Consider the following 17419-nt stretch of genomic DNA (forward strand, 5'->3'; position numbering starts at 1 on the left):
TGCCCCCATCGGCAAGGTGCCGCCGCCGACGAACACCCAGGCCAGGGAAACACGCAGCCCAACATCATCGGGAAACACAATGCCGGAAACCCGGAACTACGTGAGCACCCAGGGTGCCGCTCAACACACCCCCGGCTACAAGCCCAAAAGCAAATGGAAGCCTGCCACCGGCACCGGCATCGCCCCCGACATCCACCCGCCCGCCCGGCCCCGCAAGAGCAGCCGGCAGGACAACAGCACCCCGGCACGTCGTAACGGAGGCAGCCAGCCATGGCACTGACCCTCCTCGACGACGCAATCACCAGCGACTCCACCCCACACACGGCCTGGCGTGTGCACGGAGAGGAGCACCTATGGCGAGTCTCCTCGCTCCCCGGCCGCTCCATGGACCGCTACAGCGCGCTCACCGCCGTGATCCTTGCCGACCTCACCAGCGGCGACATATACGCAGGGCACCCACGATGGAGCCACCTCGAATGCTTTGCCGCCGAACTCGGCCTCACTGTGCCCGACGTCCTCATCCTGACCGCCTCGGCCAACCGTCACACAGACGCTGGCAAGAACGCCGTGTCAACTGACCCCGAGGCCGCGGGATGAGTGCCCGGCACTCATCTAGGAACCGGGCACCCGGCATCACGCCCGCACCCGAAGCTCTCGTGCCACGGCAAGCCAGCAGCCCGGAAACGACCCCGCCCGCCGAACGGCTGGCCTACTCCGTCGACGAGGCCGCTGCGCTCACCGGCCTATCCCGCGACCTTCTCTACGACGAGATGCGCCGCGGCCACCTGGCCTACCTCAAGATCGGCCGGCGCCGCATCATCACCCGCCAGCACCTAGAACAGTTCCTCGCCATCACACCCAAGCCCCAGGCATCCCCAGGCAGCGAACTCAAGGCGGCAAACCGTGTGCCCTGATCCCGACCCCCAGGACAGGCGGAGAGTTGACCTGGACCTGTACGAGCACCTGATCAGGCAAGGCGTCGCCGAAGCAGACGAGCGCGGCACCGCCATCGACCACGTCACCGCCCGCCGCATGGCCCTATGGCTGCTGCCCCGCTCCCAGGACGACCCCGACTTCATGCGACACCTCATCCGCTTCGCCCAGACCGGAGCCGTCACCCGCGCCCTCAACCCGAAACTCCGCCAAAGGGCCTGGTCGGCCAGCCACCCCAATCGGCCATACGCATCCCGGCTCCTGCAGTACGTCGTCGCCCGCGGCGAGGACCGCGGCCCCATCGGCCCGAACTTCTCAGCCGTCTGCGAGCAGATGGACCAAGCCGACGCCAAGCTCATCGACCTCCGCGACCGACTCCGCGACAGCGGCCGCCGCCAGCAGCCGCCACCGGAAGCCGGCTACCGGCCGGTAATTACTCTGGCTCACCACGACCCCGAAAGCCAGACCGTCACTCTCATCCTCGACACCGACACCGCCACTGCCGCCATCCACGCCATCACCAGCAGCGCCACCAACCGCGAAGCCCATACCCGCGAAATCCAGCGCGAAAGCCAGAACCTTCCCCCAGGTTCCTTCGGCAAGCAGAACCGCGAGACCATCGCCTTCCAGGAAGCCCGCACCGCCGCCCGCCTGCGAGCCGTCGAACGCGCCTACCAAGCAGCCATCAATCACGAAGGCACCCCAGCATCAGAGCTCGCGCAGCTTCGCCCCCGCGTCGTCGGACCCAACCGTGAGATGGATGTGGAGTAACGCTTTCGGCGACTGCCTGGCCTGCGGCTCCGGGGTCCCATGCTCGGCTTGGAAGCAGCGCACATGCGCTGGTGGACTCACGGCGGCCCCAAGGAGGTGTGAAATTGGATGTCAGCCTGCGACCGCCAGATCGGTGGGGCGTCGCGTGCTTGACCTCCCCAGTTACCTGGGAGGTTCGGGCACCAGTCGGCGCTTGTCCGCTAGGTCGGTCACTTATTGTCCTAGTGATCTATAACTACGTGCGAGATATTCGAGCAAATCTCTGTGCCGAAATGAATACTCATATTGAAGGTTATATCCAACAAACCGTCGGAGCCATGACCGTTCCGGCTCGGAGCACCAGTCCAGAAATCCTTTCAGATCGGCCGGTAGCTGCCCTTCTCTGGCGAACGACCTTTCAATCAAGTACAGGTTGAAGAATCTTCCAAAACGGCTAAAGAAGGCGTAACAAATGGACAAAGATAGCGTGACGGCAGCAATGCCCGCCGTGATGGATTCCGGAATATAGTGCTTTATGACGAGTGCCAGCACAACGGCGGCAGCCGCGCACTGGAGGATGACGAAGCTCACATCACCGACAGCGCTTGGCGAGATTGTGCGTTCCGCTAGTCCTTTGTTGTTGCGTCGGCGTGACCGTGGTGCGATATAACCGATGAGCCTTGCAGACAAGTTGCCAACCATCCGTGCAGGGTACAATGACAGTCTGGACGCGTAAATCGAAAAAACCGATATAAAGAAAATGAAATAAAAGATTGGACTTAGCAGTAGCAACGCAGGATCGTCACGAAGCACCTCGATGACCGAGCTTCTCCGATTATTGGAGGTTTTTCTTTGGCTATTCTTCCGACTTTTCTCTCTCATCTTCTTAACTGCAACCGGTTCGGGAAGCATTGCATAAAAGAGGGAAAGAGTTGAGCAGGCATACCAGAACACTATCAATGAAGGAACAAGGGCGCCAGGCGCGCCAAATCTGTAAAAGGCACTAAGCCATGTGCCAATTGCGGCGAACCATGCTGGCACGAAGCTCAGAAAACCTTCCGCACAGCCTCCTAGCTCGGCGTCGTTGAGTTCGAATATCAACTTGGCGAAGCTGGGGGCGTACCATGCACCGATCCCTGCCGCCAGTCCGGCAATCACAGCAGTCAGGGTCGCTCCGTATGCCATTGCTACGAATCCAGCGATGAGTCCGCTTGGGATGGCTGCGAAAATATTCTGGATCAGTCTAGCACTTTTCAGTTGGCTCTTGTCTGCGTGGCGGAAGATATCAGTTAGCGAAAAACTCTGAGATGAACTTTCATCCATCCATGAGGCAATCGTGCCCAGCCACCGCTGGACGTCCTGCGCGCCATCGTATCCGAATACGCCGCCGTTCTCCTGCAAGAAACGTTGCCACAGGACATCTCTGGCTGCTGATACATCAAGGCCACGAAGTTCGGTGGGATCAGAATACTTGTATACTTGTGTGGCAATAGAGAATCGAAGCGGGCTTGTGAAAATTTCGAGCAGCCTCTGATCAGCGTCTCTAAGGTCCTCGCAAATTCGCTTCCATCCGGTCGATCGAGCACTGAGAGAATGCAGCGCACGAATTACCTGTTCTGCCTCAAGGCCAAGGAGGATAACTCTCTGGTCCGTTGATATCCAGCTATCGGGAACCTCAAGAAAATCTCCAACACGCGATGTTAGGACAAACGGCCTGAAAGGAACTGTACGTCCTGCGTACGCTTCAATTGCTCTACGGCATTCCTCTCTCTTCGTGGCTGGGATTTCATCGAACCCATCGAACAAAGGCAATATACTACCCTGCTCAACCAAAGCCTTTGCTGTCCCGGACCCTAGTTCCGGATATTCTTGGGCGAGCCGGGCTGCAATCCAATCGTCGATTTGCGGAGAGCTTCTAAATATCTGCCATCTATACCATTCTGACAATGGGAACAACTCCGCTACGGGTAGCGCCCGATCATTGACTGAATTGATCTGACCGAGTAGGACTAGCGCTGTAGTTGTTTTACCGTAGCCCGGTTCTCCCAGGATTACCATTCGACGGGGATCTTGAGACCATATCTCAGCGATCTGAGTAACTAGAAACTTGCGACCGCGCACCACGAGGCGCCCGGATTCAGAGATTGAAAAGCTTTTAGAATTTAGATTGAAAAGATCACCGACGACGCCTTGACGCTCGAGAGTCGAATGGGGCCCGTAGAGTCTCCTGGAAAGAATCTGGGTCCTCAGCCACTTAATTTGAGAGTGCGCGGGGTCGTGCAATTCACCCTGCTTCGACGGGTGCTTGTCGGTGATTTCGGCAAGCCATTGAGTGAAGCCTGGCCCAGCCACAGTTGAGGCAATGCCGGCCCCAATAGAGGCAATAATGCCGACAATGGCGAGCTTCTCGTCTATCGACCAATCGTGGTCAGATTTGAGAGCGAACCATGTGACAACCGGCAGTGCAACGCCGCTTACGAGAGCGAGCATTGCCACCAAGAAAATAACCGTACGCGCCCGCGTTCCTCTGGACAAGATTACTCTTTACTCATTAAGAAAGCGGGTTAATGGACAGTGAGGCGGACGATGCATACATGCAGCGAAGAGCTGTGGTTAGCTGAGATGCCACTTGCAGGCGTGGTGCCCTACATCTCCAACTGTGCCTCACAGCCAGCAGACGAATGCGGCTCCTCCGAGGAGTGGGCCACAGAAACGCCCAGTAATCTACAGGTGCGATCATGAACTCTCCTGTAAAGGTCTGCTGACGTGGGGACTCACCCCAACCATCAGTGGCCAGTCTCGATTTGGCAATGTCTAATTCTCGTTGATCACTCGTTTTCTAGCGAATGTCCGAATTCTACATTCCGGAGGGGCCACGCACGGTGGCGAGGGATGCGTCGCCATGGCGGGTAGTCGCGCGGTGTTTGCTGGGCCGCGCCCGTCAGCGCCTCCGCTCGAAAGGGCGCGGCTCAGCCGACGCCCCGGGCGTCGAGCTGCCCCGCACTCCAAGCTGCCCTGACGGTTGTAAGCACCCGCAACACTGCCAATGACGAATCCACAATCGTCGTGGACCTCTCCGGCGCGGACCTCTCCGGCGCGAAGCTAATCGGCATGCACTTCTTGAGCTTGCCCCCGTTTCCCGGACACCTTGTGGACTTCACCGGCGCGGACCTCTCCCATGCGGACCTCACCCGTGTTGGCCTCATGGGCGCGGACCTCTCCCGCGCGGACCTCACTGGCGCGAAAGGTTTCGAACCGGTGCTTCTTGACGCAGCCGGAAAAGACGGTGACCGCCGGGATACATTTCCCTACCCAGCCGAGCCGCAGTCTTGAGTCGAGGGGGCCATTCGGAGAGCCAACACTGCCAGCCACCCGGCGACGCAAGGCGACCCAGGTCGACGGTTATCCCAGCTAGCAGGCACGTCAGGCCCGCCAGGCAACCTTGCGCGACGGTAAAATTGCGCCTGAAAAGCGAAGTCCGACTGGTTCAGCGCCTTGACTCCCCATGGCACCTTCCGCCCGGACTTCCTCGATGCCGCTGGCCCGTTCACGTACATGCAGCTGTTCCCTGAACTCTGTAGGTGACAAACTCGGCGCCACCCGTGCCCGCAGTGCTGAAAACCCGCGATGCGGCCAGCTGGATCCTCCGCGACGCCGCCTGCGGCGTCCTCCAAGCCCAGCGCCCCGTAGGCGTGCTCGAGGGCGTCAACCAGATGGCCATCCAAGAGGAGGTGATCTGCAGCGGCCCATCCGGCCCCGGGACCCCAGCCCGAGGCCGAACTGCCGTTCGCAGCGGAGGCTAACACCCGGATAAGCGGTGAGATGTCTGGGCACCTCGTCCCCATTACGTCCCGGGATCGGGAGTCACTCGCGAAGATCCCAGCCCTCACGAACCAACCCAGGAAGTGGATGGCGCTGACAACGCGACTTGGCCGTTACCGAACAGACCGGCTCTCCGACGCGAATGCTGGCCATCCGGCCGAGCCCCCTCGCGGAAAGCTCGCGGAAGCGAGCCAGCAAGAACTGTCGGCCGAGGCGAGGGCGCTCGCAGCTACGCCGACAAATGCTCCTCTGAGATCACATTGTTCACTGCGATCACTCAAATTGGATCGTCTGGGCTCGGGGAGAGCAGTCACAGGTATCCGGGAAACCATGCCTCGGGTCCAGATTGCCCGGGCGGGGCAGTGCGCCTTGCTGGGCGGGCTCCAGAGACGGTACGTTCCCGAGGAGCCTATCTAGTCTGCGTGGCCTGGGAGAATGATGACGGAGCAGGTCGGCGAGGCCGAGATAATGGAGGCGTTCGCAGCGGGGCATCTCCTTGATTGCGGGGACTGCGGCACCCGGCGACCCGTGGATGCAGCCCTCCTTAGACAGTGCTGCGATGAGCAGAACGATCGTGCTGGTCGTCACGGGGTGAGGCTGCGTAACGCTGTGATTACAGGTTCCCTGGACTTCTCCGGGGCGGATGTGCGCTTCCCGCTGTGCTTTGAGGACTGCGAGTTCGAAATGCCGCTCATCGTTGAGGGTGATCTGCTCCGAGCTTTCCGGACAGCGGATTAATGACTAATTCACGCTGCGGACTGCCGTTCCAGGTATTCATCGTGGACCTGCTGCGGGGTCCGGTACTGTAGCCCGGAGTGCCGGCGCTTCGAATTGTACCAGAATTCGATGTACCTCACAACGTCTCGCCTGGCTTGTTCCCGTGTCGGGTACTGGGTGCGGTGGACGCGCTCGTTCTTCAGCGCGGCGAAGAATGACTCGGCCATTGCATTGTCATAGCAGATGCCGGTGCGGCCGACGGACTGCCGCAGGTTATATTTCTTCAGCGTCATGGCGAACTGCCCGGACGTGTAATTGCTGCCGCGGTCGGAGTGGAAAACAGCGGCAGGAGCGAGCGTGTAATTGCGGGCGGCCATCTCGACGGCCTCCTCGATGAGAGGCGTCTTGTAGTTATCGCCCGTCGCCCAGCCGATCACGGCCTTCGTGTGGCAGTCGATAACCGTATCAGTTACGTGGAATCCGAGCGCGGAAGGCACTGTCGGCCGAAGGCCGTCCTCACCTGCGAGGATTCCCACGTAACACGGATTCTGTGGACTGCGACGAAGGAGCATTCCACAGAATCGCCAAATACAGCCAGCCCTGCCACGTCGGAATATAGGTGATGTCGCCGACCATTACCCGGCCGGGCGCGCTGGCAGTGAAGTCCCGTTTCACGAGATCGGGGATGGCGTGCTCCTGGCCGTCGCCCTCGGTGAGGCTGAACCGCCACGGCCGCGGCTGGCACGGCTCCAGGCCCAGCTCGCGCATCACCGAGCGCACCAGCTCCGGCCCGGCCGGCACGCCCCAGGCCGCCAGGTCGGCGTGGACCCGCCGGTACCCGTACGTCCCGTCAGAATCGTCGAATGACTTCCGCACGATCACGGCGATTATCCCGCGCCTTTTCGCCGTCGCCGATTCCGGCGCGTTCCGCCATTCGTAGAAGCCTGATCGCGATACCTTCATCCACCTGCACATTTTCACGACTGACGGCACGTGCATATTACCCGATTCCAGGTAAGCCGCATACTCCGCGTCGATGAACTCGAATTTCTCGGTCACCGATGGTCGCGGGCGAAGTATGCTGCGGCTTTTTTCATGAACTCAAGTTCCATCTTGAGTTCCCGGTTCTCCCGCTCGAGCTCGCGGAGCCGCGCCCGCTCGGTCAAGGTCGGCGGCGGCTCCTCGCCGGCATGATCACGGCGATAGGCGGCAACCCAGTTGCCGAGGGTGCCCTCATTGATACCGAGCTCTTTCGCCACCCTGGCGATCGGGCGCGACGTCTCGATCACCATCTTCACGGCTTCATCCTTGAATTCAGGCGAGAAGCTCTTCTTCGGTCGGGGCAAGTTTTCAACCTTTCCAGATAATCCATCCTAATGGACGGACTGTCCGGAAGGCTCGGGGCACCTCAGGGCGCCGAACTTTACGAGCTTGGACTGAGAGGATGCACGCCGCTACCGGGCCTGCTGGCGAACGGTGTCTGACCTTGCCCCCGTTCGCCGGACACTTCGGGTGTGGGGTCAGGCGCCGTGGTCTGGCGGCCTGAGTCGTGTCTCGAAGTCGGCTGGGCTGAGCATCCCGAGGCTGGAATGCCTTCGCGCGGGGTTATACCAGCATTCTATCCATTCGAATATCGCGTTCGCTAGCTCTTTCCTGGATTTCCATGCCTTCCGGTCAAGAAGTTCTATCTGCATGGTGCCCCAGAACGATTCCATCATCGAGTTGTCGTAGCAGTCCCCGACCGTTCCCATCGAGCCGAGCAGCCCCGCGTCGCGGAGCCTTTTCCCGAAAGCCCAGGACGTGTACTGCGTTCCGTGGTCGGAATGCAGGATCGTTTTGCTTGACTCCGGGCGGCGCCGGAGGATAGCCATGCCGATCGCGTCGATGACCAGCTCCGATTTCTGGCTGACGTCAATTGACCAGCCGATGATCCGTCGCGAGCAGGCGTCCATGACCGCCGCGCAGTACACCTTTCCCTCGGCTGTCGGGTGCTCGGTGATGTCGGTCAGCCAGAGCTGGTCGAGCTCGGCGACCGCGAACTGCCGGTGCACCAGGTCTTCCTCGGTCGCGGCGTTGACCAGGTTCTTCCGGCCTTTGCGCCGGTGGACGCCCTGCAGGCCGGCTTCGCGCATCAGCCGGGCGACCCGCTTGCGGTTCACCGTCTCGCCCAGGCCCAGGACCAGCTCGGCGTGCACCCGCGGCCACCCGTAAGTGCCGCGCGATTCCTCGTGAACCGCCGCGATCATCTTCGCAAGCTCCCTGTTCCTCGCGTTTCTCGGCGATTCCGGCTTTCCGAGCCATTCGTAATAGCCGGACGTGGACACGTTCAGTACCCGGCAGGCCGCCGCGACCGGGATTCCGGTATCGGCCAGCTCTCGGACCAGCCGGAAGGTTACTTTGGGAGGACGCTTTCCCTGGCAAAGTAAGCGGCGGCGCGCTTGAGGATGTCGTTTTCCATCTCAAGCTGCCGGTTTTTCCGGCGCAGCTCTGCGATCTCTTTCTTTTCCGCGCTGGTTGGCTTTAGCGGGCTGCTGCTTTCGTCGGCGTCGGCCTGGGCGAGCCAGTTCCGCAGGCACGATTCGCTGATGCCGAGGTCTTTCGCGGTCTTGGCGATCGGTGCGGTGCCCTGGCGGGCGAGCTCGACGGCGCGCTGGCGGAACTCCGGAGGGTGCGGTGCGGGCATGGGGACATCCTTCCTGATGGCCGAGGCCATCTCAGGTCAGGTGTCCGGGAAACGGGGGCAAGCTCAGTCCGGATCCGCCGGGATCTTGACTTGTCCCGAACGCGAGTGACGGGGGCCCTGCGGACCAGCGCCAGCACATCGAAGCGGTCAGCGATCTGGCTATGTGAGTCGGAGATCGGCGGTCGGCTGCTGTGCGTGGATACCGTGATTGACGGCGGTGGCGAACGCTCCATTCAAGCTGACCGGATGCACGTCGGCGGCAACATCCGGCTGATCCACAAGTTCACGGCGCTTGGAGAACTGCGTTTTATAGGCGCGCGGGTTGGCGGCTCGCTTGACCTCACGGGCGCAAGGCTTGAATCGCCACTCACCAGACTGGCCCTGGACCTCGGCGAGGCAGTGGTCGAGGGCAGCATCTTTCTGGTTGACGACACCTCCGGCCGGCGTCCGCTCGTCCAGGGCCTCATCGACATGGGCCGCGCGCGGATCGGTGGGCAGGTTTTCATTCGCAACGCGTCGCTCGAGGCCGCCGCCGAGATGCCGGTGGACAGCGGATACTCACGGGCTAGGACGGGGGGCACTGCCCTAAGCGCCCCCCGGCTTTCCGTGGGCGCGGAGCTTGCCCTCGAAGGAGCCTGCCAGGTGAGCGGCGGCATGGATCTATCCATGAGCGAACTGAGCCGCGTATCCATCGGCACTGGATGCTCCTTGACCGCGCCGGGCCGCACCGCACTGGACCTGACCAACGCCGACCTCCTCTCTGATCTGAGGCTAGACAGTGGCGTGACGGTCCAGGGCACCACGCGGATCACCGGGGCGCGCATCCACGGGCGGCTCTCTCTAGGAGCCACACTGGAGTGGCCCGATACCAACAGCGAGCTGAGCACGCTCATTGCCGCAGAAGGCGCGGTGGTCGATGGTGATGTTGACTTGCAAGGCCTGCGTGCCAGCGGCGGTGCCATCCGGTTCCGGAACGCGACGATAGGCGGCATTGTCCTTGCCAAGGACGCCCAACTGTCTCACTCAGGCGGATACACACTCAACCTGCACCAGGCAACAGTGAAAGGCTCGGTGCGCCTGGGCAACGGTTTCCGTTCTGACGGCCTCCTCGTCCTCAACCGCTGCCTGATCGAAGGCCGGCTGGAATGAGCCGTTTCCAACCTGGTTATGCCTCGCGTAGCTGCAGTACGTGAATGGCCTTGGCGAGTTTCCCGGCGCGCCAGGGGCAGCAGCGGAGCTTGCGGAGGATCCTCCACGTCTTGAGCTGGGCATTCGCACGCTCGCCGGGCGCGCGGAGTTTCGCGTGTGCGCGGTTGGCTGCTTTCTGCGGTTCGGGTTTGTTCCGGCCCTTGTACGGGACTTTTGCCCAGGTACTCCCTTGGTAGCCCTTGTCCGCGAGGGTGACCAGGCCGGCTTTCTCCAGTTCGTCGAGCACGCCCCAGATCCACTCGGCCTTCTTGTCGTGCACCGAGCCGGGCAGCGCCCCGGACACCCACAGGATGTCCCCGTCCGGACTGGCGATGACCTGCAGGTTCATCCCGTGCATCTTGTGCTTGCCCGAGTAGAAAGGCCGGTCCGCGGCGAGACGGTCAATTGCGATAAGCGTGCCGTCGAGGATGACGTAGGCATGACCTGCCCTTTTAGCATCGCGGACTGCCTGCCGGAGTTTCGGCGCCCTGGCCGCGAGGAGCTCCACGACCTCGTTCACGTACCGCCAAGCCGTGGTCCTGCCGATCCCGAACCCGGCCGCGAGGTCGGCGAACGTCTCGCCCTTGCGCAGGTAGGCGAGCACGAGCAGCGCCTGCTGCCCCGGGTTCAGCTTCCGCCACCGCGACCCGAGCGCCTTCAGGTGCCGGCGGACGATCCCGGCCACGAAGTTAAGGGTCTTACGGGACAACGGCAGCGCAGCACGGTAGAAAAGCACGGAAGCCCCTGGTAGTCGAAGTGAAGCAAGTTTTGGTCGACTAGCTCACTTACCGGGGGCTTCCTCATGCCCGGCAGCGACACGCCGCGCCTACGCCAGATCGTGACGAACCCATTACACCCAGGATGGAATCAGCTCAATGTAACGGCGGGCGGTTCGAGGGCACGCCTCTGCAGCTAACCCCGCAACGAGACCACGCGATTGAGGCCATCTCAGCGACCATTAACGGCGGCATGGATCTGGGCTGGGCATCCATCTCACCTAGCGTGGACTTCACCAACGCGTCGACCACGTTCCTGGCCGACTCGCCTGACAACTGGCCGGCCCGCTTCACCATCTCTGGATTCACCTACGACCGCTTCCAGAACACCGGGCAGCCCAGCGATGCGAAGATCTGGGACGAGGGCGCCCGCTGCCGTTGGCTCAGCCACCAGAGCCCATTCGACCCAGGACCCTACGAGCAAGCCGCCCGCGTGTTCCGCCAGCACGGCTACTCCAGCCATGCCGAACACATGCTGATCACCCAGCGACGCATAGCCCGCGGAATCATCAGTGGCCGCGGCGCCTTCGCCCGGCGCGCCCTGGACGCTGTCTACGGCGCGACCGTCGGCTACGGCTACCGTCCAGGACGCGTGCTCTGGCTCCTCGCCATCCTGCTCGTCCTGGTAACCGCTTCGCTTGAACTGCCGTCAGTCAATTCGGCAATGCGCGCAACGACATCCTCCGGGTCCGTTTACACCACCCAGGGACTTCTGCCGGGCCAAGCCAGCCCATCCACGAGTGCCCTAACAGTGCCATCTGAGGTGCCCCGAGCCTTCCGGACAGTCCGTCCATTAGGATGGATTATCTGGAAAGGTTGAAAACTTGCCCCGACCGAAGAAGAGCTTCTCGCCTGAATTCAAGGATGAAGCCGTGAAGATGGTGATCGAGACGTCGCGCCCGATCGCCAGGGTGGCGAAAGAGCTCGGTATCAATGAGGGCACCCTCGGCAACTGGGTTGCCGCCTATCGCCGTGATCATGCCGGCGAGGAGCCGCCGCCGACCTTGACCGAGCGGGCGCGGCTCCGCGAGCTCGAGCGGGAGAACCGGGAACTCAAGATGGAACTTGAGTTCATGAAAAAAGCCGCAGCATACTTCGCCCGCGACCATCGGTGACCGAGAAATTCGAGTTCATCGACGCGGAGTATGCGGCTTACCTGGAATCGGGTAATATGCACGTGCCGTCAGTCGTGAAAATGTGCAGGTGGATGAAGGTATCGCGATCAGGCTTCTACGAATGGCGGAACGCGCCGGAATCGGCGACGGAGAAAAGGCGCGGGATAATCGCCGTGATCGTGCGGAAGTCATTCGACGATTCTGACGGGACGTACGGGTACCGGCGGGTCCACGCCGACCTGGCGGCCTGGGGCGTGCCGGCCGGGCCGGAGCTGGTGCGCTCGGTGATGCGCGAGCTGGGCCTGGAGCCGTGCCAGCCGCGGCCGTGGCGGTTCAGCCTCACCGAGGGCGACGGCCAGGAGCACGCCATCCCCGATCTCGTGAAACGGGACTTCACTGCCAGCGCGCCCGGCCGGGTAATGGTCGGCGACATCACCTATATTCCGACGTGGCAGGGCTGGCTGTATTTGGCGATTCTGTGGAATGCTCCTTCGTCGCAGTCCACAGAATCCGTGTTACGTGGGAATCCTCGCAGGTGAGGACGGCCTTCGGCCGACAGTGCCTTCCGCGCTCGGATTCCACGTAACTGATACGGTTATCGACTGCCACACGAAGGCCGTGATCGGCTGGGCGACGGGCGATAACTACAAGACGCCTCTCATCGAGGAGGCCGTCGAGATGGCCGCCCGCAATTACACGCTCGCTCCTGCCGCTGTTTTCCACTCCGACCGCGGCAGCAATTACACGTCCGGGCAGTTCGCCATGACGCTGAAGAAATATAACCTGCGGCAGTCCGTCGGCCGCACCGGCATCTGCTATGACAATGCAATGGCCGAGTCATTCTTCGCCGCGCTGAAGAACGAGCGCGTCCACCGCACCCAGTACCCGACACGGGAACAAGCCAGGCGAGACGTTGTGAGGTACATCGAATTCTGGTACAATTCGAAGCGCCGGCACTCCGGGCTACAGTACCGGACCCCGCAGCAGGTCCACGATGAATACCTGGAACGGCAGTCCGCAGCGTGAATTAGTCATTAATCCGCTGTCCGGAAAGCTCGGAGCAGATCAATCCCAGAGCAAGGGAGCACGACAGCTAGATCCCTGCGGCGACGGCCAGGTCCGCTGCTTCAGCCCAGCCTTGTACGCCGTCGACACCGTCATCCCCCTTATATCCTTGGATCAGCGCTCCACGTGGTATCCCGACCCCAATGTCAGCAACGGAACATTGATTCAATGGTGGCTCAACATCGCAGCGATGCTGGGCTGGCTCCTGTCCTCAATCTTTGCTCTCTCCTTCGCGCGCCTAGCCCGTAGCACCCAGTAATCGTGAGAGCATCTCAGCTGCAGGAGTTCGCACCACCTCTTAGCGTCGCAACCTGGACGCCGATCCTCCAGCTGGATCGGCGCCCTGGCGGTCTCCCTGAAGCGGGCCATCAGGTATCACGAATCGGACGGGGCGGCGCAGCGCGACGTTCTGGATGCCGCGGCCGGGTACCTGTCCGTCACCGCCGCCCGGCTGCCTGAGAGCCCCGGTCCTGGCAGACCAGTGAAGCAGCCAGCTGGCCGGGTACCGGCCCGCCGCGTTCCGGCCTTACCGCGGCCGGCCGCTCCCCGGCGAGCCGCGCGTGAACCCGCCTGTCCTAGAAGCGGAAACCGAACAGGCCGCCGTCTTCGGAGGCGTCGGTAAGGCGCGGTTCCATGACGTACGGGGCGGGGTCGAAGCCGCGGCTCTCGGCCTTGGCGAGGTCGTCGGAGTTGAAGGTGGCGATGTACTGCATGCCCTCTGCCGCGCAGGTCTCGGCAGCGACGGCAAGGGCGCGGGCGAGCTGCCGGTCGTCGACCCCGTCGAAGAGGTGGCTGTCGTGGACGAGGAAGTCGGGGCCGCGGCCGTCCTGGTGGGCGATGACCGCGGTGGTGAGGTCGAAGCAGAAGATAGACATGTGCCCGATGCCGTGGCTGGCGTCGGTCTCGATGCGCGGCGTGATCTTCAGGCTCGTCGGGGCGGGGTCGATCACGAGGTAGCCCTTGCGGCCGGTGCCGTACAGGCGCTGCGCGTAGTCGTCGAATAGCAGCATCGCCCTTCGCACGCGCGCCCCTCGCTCTTCCAGGTCGGTGCGGATCTCCTGCTGGAGCCCGGCCCGCTCCGCCCGGATCTGCTGGGCGCTGGCTTCCAGCGCCCGGGCGGCATCCAGGCGGTTGCGCAGGGCCTCCAGCCCGGCTTCCTCGCGGGCCAGTGCCTGCTGCATCATGGTGAGCGCTTCCAGGGCGCCGCCCTCGCTGAGCTGGCGGAGGACCGCGGCCTGCTCGGTGCCGAGTTCCGCGCGCTGCCTGGCCCGGTCGGCGAGGCGCCGGCGCCTGGTCTCGATTTCCTCGGTCAGGTATACACGGCGGTTGCGGACGACGGCCTCGTGGAACGCGCGGACCTCGTCGAAGCGGCGGCGGACCTGGTCGCCGAGGAGGACGCCGAGGTCGCTGTAGACCGGTTCCAGGTACCTGACCTCGGTGTCGGCGGTCTCCTGGACGGCCCGCTCGAGCTGCTCGAGGTTCCGCTGGTCGATGACGTCGTCGTTGCCGAGCTGCCGGATCCGCCGGTCCAGGTCGTCGGCGCGGTCCTTGAGAGCCTCGTACTGCGGCACGACCCTGAACTCGCCGACCTGCGCCCGCAGGTCAGCCGTCCTGGATTCCGCGACCGTGACCTGCGCGCGCAGGTCAGCGGTGGTGCCGACGATCCTTCCCCAGATGGGGTCGTTCACGGCCCTGCGGAGCTGCTTGCGGGCGGCCTCCCTGGCTGCGAGGTCGCGATAGCGTCCCGCGAGCTGCCAGTCGAGCCCCAGCAGGTAGGCGAGGTTCGTGGTCGCGTCGGCCTCGGGCTGCCGGCTGAAGCTGCGCTGCGGCTCGTTGAACGCGTGCGAGGTGACCCGGCGGATCGTGAAGGACAGCAGCGCGCGGCCGCTCACCCCCGGGTGGTCGCCATGCAGGCCGTACAGGGCCGACTCGATGAGCCGGTTCCACTCCGCGACCGGCGCGCTTCCCCGGGCCTGGCGGAACATGACGCCAGGGGACTCGGTGATGTCCGGCTCGAGGCCGACCACGCCCGCGCGCGCCCCGGACCGGGAGACCCGCACCCCGGCGGGCTGGCCGGGCCAGTCCAGGTCCAGGCTGAACGTCACAGGCCGGAGCTGCCGTTGCATGACGACCATGCCGTCGGCCTGCGCGCCGAGCAGGAAGTGGAGCAGCTCGATCACGCTCGTCTTGCCCGCGCCGTTGCGGCTGTCGGTGGTCGCGGACCTCGCCGTGGTGTCGGATACCAGGATGTTCAGGCCCGGGCGGAACTCCAGCGTCTTGAACCGGGGATTGTCAGCGCTGAGGCGGCGCAGCATCGCCCGGCCTCCTCACCGTCAGCAGGTCGTCCCGCAGGTCGACGGCGCCTACCGCGTGCAGGACGTCCAGGGCCAGCACGAACCAGCCGAACGGCACCGGCGCCTGGTAGCCCTGGCCTGCCCGCCAGTCGCACAGCTTCCGCCACGCCTGGCTGACGGTCGCGGGCTGGTCGAGCTGCTGGACGATCTGCGCCCCCACAGACAGCAGCGCCCGGTCCGGCGTTATCCCCTTCGTCGGCGTGATCAACTTCCCGTTCCCCCGTCGGGCTCCGGCACCCAGCCGTCAGGTGCCGGCTCGAAGATATGACAGCGCTCGAAGAAGAACGTGACGACGGCCCAGGCTGCCACGTGCTGCCGCAATCCTGGGCGGCGGTTTCCCAGCACGTAGGACACCAGGTCCTCCATTACCTGGTCCGCGTCATCGCCCCGCTCTGCCCTCGACTGGCGGTAGTGATAGGCGAATCCTGCGGCCATCTCGTCTTCCAACATCGGGTCATTCATCCCCTGGATGTACTCGCCGACAAGCGGCGAATCACGCATTCCCCTGGTAAGTTCCTCCCGGTATTCCGGAGATATTTTATTGTACTTCATCTTGCGTGTATCCGGGATGTAGACATGGTAATTGCCAGGAATTTCCCTCCTGGCGGCAATAAGGTGCTCAAGGAGCGGCTCAAGGTCCGCAAGGCCAATTCCGTAAACGAGTTCCTCGACCTTTATCCGGCCGAACAGGTCCTCGCAATGTCCTATATCGAGGTGCATGATCTCGTTCCACAGCTTCCTCGTCCCCATAGAAGCAAAGGAGAGGCGAGGCAGGGCGGCCTGTGCTTCGGAGAGCATCATGGAGATGTCCGGGTGAGTTCCCCAACGGTCATTGCTGACGAATACGAAGGTGTCGAACTCTCCTCCGCGCTGCCTAGTCGCCGATTCCAGGTCCGACTCGAACTTCTTCCTGATGGCCTTCATGTCGATCGCCAGGGGCGAGTAACAGGCGTAGAGTTCCCGAGCGTTCACCCTTAATCCGTCGGCGCCCCTGTCCCCGATGTTCCCGTACGCCCTTATATCGATGTAATCATCGAAGCGGCGGCTCATGACATCATGAAAGAAGTCCTCGAACTCCTCTCCGCGGCACTCATCCATTTTCTTGTGGAACTCAATCTTGACAAGAACCCTCTGCTCGTAGAGCATCTGCACCCCGGCCTCATGGAGAATCGAAATTCAAGCGTTCATCATAACCTGGAAATATGCCGGCGAGAAGGGCTGGTCCCGGAATTGCACGGGCAGTTTCTCCTGGGCTCGCCTGCGTGGCTGCCGCGGGCGCAAGGGGGCGCTAGGCACACCGCGCGGTCGGCTCCAGGCGGCGGCCGACGCCCTCGAGCGCGGACACGGGCCTGGCGGGCGGTCAGGTGACCGAGGTAGCGGCGAGCAACGCTCAGAGCGCGGCCGCGTCTTCGTGTGCTGCCGCTCTGCGCTTGCCGCCGTCCTCCCATGCCGCTCTGGAGTCATGACTCAAGCGACGGTTGCCGGTCCTGCGGGATCTTCGCCCTCACCAGCTGGCTGAAGGCGGCCTGTCCGATAGCAGCGCGCTCGCGCTTGATTCCGCAGGTGACCGGGATCCCAGTTCCCGGTCACCTGATGCCGCAGCAGCGCGGCATCCAGCAGCACTGTCGCTGCGTCGATGCTCCGACCAGCCTCGGCGAGCAGCAGGCCAAGCTATGTCGGCAGCGTGGCTGCTAACAGACCTCAGCCTTATCAAACCGCCCCCGCTCTAGGGTGACCACGCCGAACTGACGGTAGGTGACGGCCTGGCTTCTTGCGTCGCCGACCGCTTCAACGTCTACCAAAAGTCACTACAGACGTGTCACGTGGTCAATACGAGGCCAAGTCATCAACGGAAGAGGTGGCAAGCAAGTCGTTTGTGCAGGTAGGGCAGTACGAAGACGTGTAGCGGACGACCGGACTCATGATCTGCCGGCCGCGGAGACGGTGCAGATGTCAGGCAGATGGTGAGATGGAATGGCGCTGAAGCCTAACGCATGCTGACGACCGCTACCGAAG

At 62.9% G+C, this 17419-nt stretch carries 17 protein-coding genes and 2 pseudogenes; 10 read left to right on the forward strand and 9 right to left on the reverse strand.

Features of this window, described 5'->3' with window-relative positions:
- The 4 genes from EAS64_RS44775 to EAS64_RS14795 form a co-directional block, all read left to right on the forward strand.
- Positions 1-280 (forward strand): hypothetical protein (locus tag EAS64_RS44775; RefSeq protein WP_222849329.1); only part of this gene is annotated, 280 nt, incomplete at its 5' end.
- Positions 271-597: a hypothetical protein gene (locus tag EAS64_RS14785; RefSeq protein WP_145853605.1), complete on the forward strand. Its 327-nt coding sequence runs from the start codon at positions 271-273 to the stop codon at positions 595-597. The genes EAS64_RS44775 and EAS64_RS14785, both read left to right, overlap by 10 nt.
- 59 nt (positions 598-656) lie before the next feature.
- Positions 657-914, forward strand: coding sequence for a helix-turn-helix domain-containing protein (locus EAS64_RS14790; RefSeq protein ID WP_187365937.1), 258 nt, complete (start codon positions 657-659; stop codon positions 912-914).
- On the forward strand, positions 904-1704 hold the full coding sequence (locus tag EAS64_RS14795; protein ID WP_145853607.1) for a hypothetical protein: 801 nt from the start codon (positions 904-906) through the stop codon (positions 1702-1704). The genes EAS64_RS14790 and EAS64_RS14795 overlap by 11 nt, the downstream gene beginning before the upstream one ends.
- A gap of 213 nt (positions 1705-1917) precedes the next feature.
- Here the strand turns inward: EAS64_RS14795 and EAS64_RS14800 are convergent, their stop codons facing one another.
- Positions 1918-4182, reverse strand: coding sequence for an NACHT domain-containing protein (locus tag EAS64_RS14800; RefSeq protein WP_145853608.1), 2265 nt, complete (start codon positions 4180-4182; stop codon positions 1918-1920).
- Between the two features lie 567 nt (positions 4183-4749).
- On the opposite strand from EAS64_RS14800, the gene EAS64_RS14805 reads away from it, so the two are divergent.
- Positions 4750-5016 (forward strand): pentapeptide repeat-containing protein, encoded by a 267-nt coding sequence (locus EAS64_RS14805; protein WP_222849330.1) that lies wholly within the window; start codon positions 4750-4752, stop codon positions 5014-5016.
- A gap of 1235 nt (positions 5017-6251) precedes the next feature.
- Here the strand turns inward: EAS64_RS14805 and EAS64_RS14810 are convergent.
- From EAS64_RS14810 to EAS64_RS14825, 4 genes and pseudogenes are all read right to left on the reverse strand, one after another.
- Positions 6252-6758 (reverse strand): integrase core domain-containing protein, encoded by a 507-nt coding sequence (locus EAS64_RS14810; protein ID WP_187365938.1) that lies wholly within the window; start codon positions 6756-6758, stop codon positions 6252-6254.
- A gap of 211 nt (positions 6759-6969) precedes the next feature.
- Positions 6970-7221: pseudogene (locus tag EAS64_RS45865) on the reverse strand (IS3 family transposase); the annotation flags it as partial.
- Positions 7222-7277: 56 nt separating this feature from the next.
- Positions 7278-7568 (reverse strand): transposase, encoded by a 291-nt coding sequence (locus EAS64_RS14820; RefSeq protein ID WP_145853611.1) that lies wholly within the window; start codon positions 7566-7568, stop codon positions 7278-7280.
- A gap of 174 nt (positions 7569-7742) precedes the next feature.
- A protein-coding gene (locus tag EAS64_RS14825; protein WP_439333597.1) for an IS3 family transposase occupies positions 7743-8905 on the reverse strand; the annotation gives its coding sequence in 2 pieces (ribosomal slippage) (positions 7743-8617 and positions 8617-8905; 1164 coding nt in all).
- A gap of 195 nt (positions 8906-9100) precedes the next feature.
- Between EAS64_RS14825 and EAS64_RS14830 the strand changes: the two genes are divergently transcribed.
- Entirely contained in the window at positions 9101-10054 is a 954-nt protein-coding gene (locus tag EAS64_RS14830; protein ID WP_145853612.1) for a hypothetical protein, read from the forward strand.
- 16 nt (positions 10055-10070) lie between these two features.
- On the opposite strand, the gene EAS64_RS14835 is transcribed toward EAS64_RS14830, so the two are convergent.
- Entirely contained in the window at positions 10071-10829 is a 759-nt protein-coding gene (locus EAS64_RS14835; protein ID WP_145852752.1) for a transposase family protein, read from the reverse strand.
- Between the two features lie 266 nt (positions 10830-11095).
- Here EAS64_RS14835 and EAS64_RS14840 point away from each other — a divergent pair, with 266 nt between their 5' ends.
- The 4 genes and pseudogenes from EAS64_RS14840 to EAS64_RS14855 all read left to right on the forward strand — a co-directional run bounded on the left by EAS64_RS14840 (position 11096) and on the right by EAS64_RS14855 (position 13010).
- Positions 11096-11689 (forward strand): hypothetical protein, encoded by a 594-nt coding sequence (locus EAS64_RS14840; protein ID WP_145853613.1) that lies wholly within the window; start codon positions 11096-11098, stop codon positions 11687-11689.
- A 4-nt stretch (positions 11690-11693) separates the two neighbouring features.
- Positions 11694-11984, forward strand: a complete 291-nt coding sequence (locus EAS64_RS14845) for a transposase (protein ID WP_145853611.1) — start codon at positions 11694-11696, stop codon at positions 11982-11984.
- A 92-nt stretch (positions 11985-12076) separates the two neighbouring features.
- Positions 12077-12292: pseudogene (locus tag EAS64_RS45870) on the forward strand (IS3 family transposase); the annotation flags it as partial.
- A gap of 211 nt (positions 12293-12503) precedes the next feature.
- Positions 12504-13010 (forward strand): integrase core domain-containing protein, encoded by a 507-nt coding sequence (locus EAS64_RS14855; RefSeq protein ID WP_187365938.1) that lies wholly within the window; start codon positions 12504-12506, stop codon positions 13008-13010.
- A 614-nt stretch (positions 13011-13624) separates the two neighbouring features.
- On the opposite strand, the gene EAS64_RS14860 is transcribed toward EAS64_RS14855, so the two are convergent.
- The 3 genes from EAS64_RS14860 to EAS64_RS14870 are packed head-to-tail and all read right to left on the reverse strand — an operon-like array spanning position 13625 to position 16549.
- A complete protein-coding gene (locus EAS64_RS14860; RefSeq protein WP_145853615.1) occupies positions 13625-15364 on the reverse strand; it encodes an ABC-three component system protein in 1740 nt (579 codons plus the stop codon).
- A complete protein-coding gene (locus tag EAS64_RS14865) occupies positions 15342-15611 on the reverse strand; it encodes an ABC-three component system middle component 6 (RefSeq protein ID WP_145853616.1) in 270 nt (89 codons plus the stop codon). The genes EAS64_RS14860 and EAS64_RS14865 overlap by 23 nt, the downstream gene beginning before the upstream one ends.
- The gene (locus EAS64_RS14870) at positions 15608-16549 is read right to left on the reverse strand and encodes an ABC-three component system protein (RefSeq protein WP_342782055.1); all 942 of its coding nucleotides are present in this window, start codon (positions 16547-16549) and stop codon (positions 15608-15610) included. The genes EAS64_RS14865 and EAS64_RS14870 overlap by 4 nt, the downstream gene beginning before the upstream one ends.
- Positions 16550-17419: the final 870 nt, after the last annotated feature.

Origin of the sequence: Trebonia kvetii, from assembly GCF_007827045.1 — a bacterium.
Classification (GTDB): domain Bacteria; phylum Actinomycetota; class Actinomycetes; order Streptosporangiales; family Streptosporangiaceae; genus Trebonia; species Trebonia kvetii.

What these genes read in the sequence shown, in the direction of transcription:
- EAS64_RS14860 (WP_145853615.1), bottom strand. Translation starts at nt 15,364, where the DNA reads ATGCTGCGCCGCCTCAGCGCTGACAATCCCCGGTTCAAGACGCTGGAG.
- EAS64_RS14870 (WP_342782055.1), bottom strand. Translation starts at nt 16,549, where the DNA reads ATGCTCTACGAGCAGAGGGTTCTTGTCAAGATTGAGTTCCACAAGAAA.
- EAS64_RS14785 (WP_145853605.1), top strand. Translation starts at nt 271, where the DNA reads ATGGCACTGACCCTCCTCGACGACGCAATCACCAGCGACTCCACCCCA.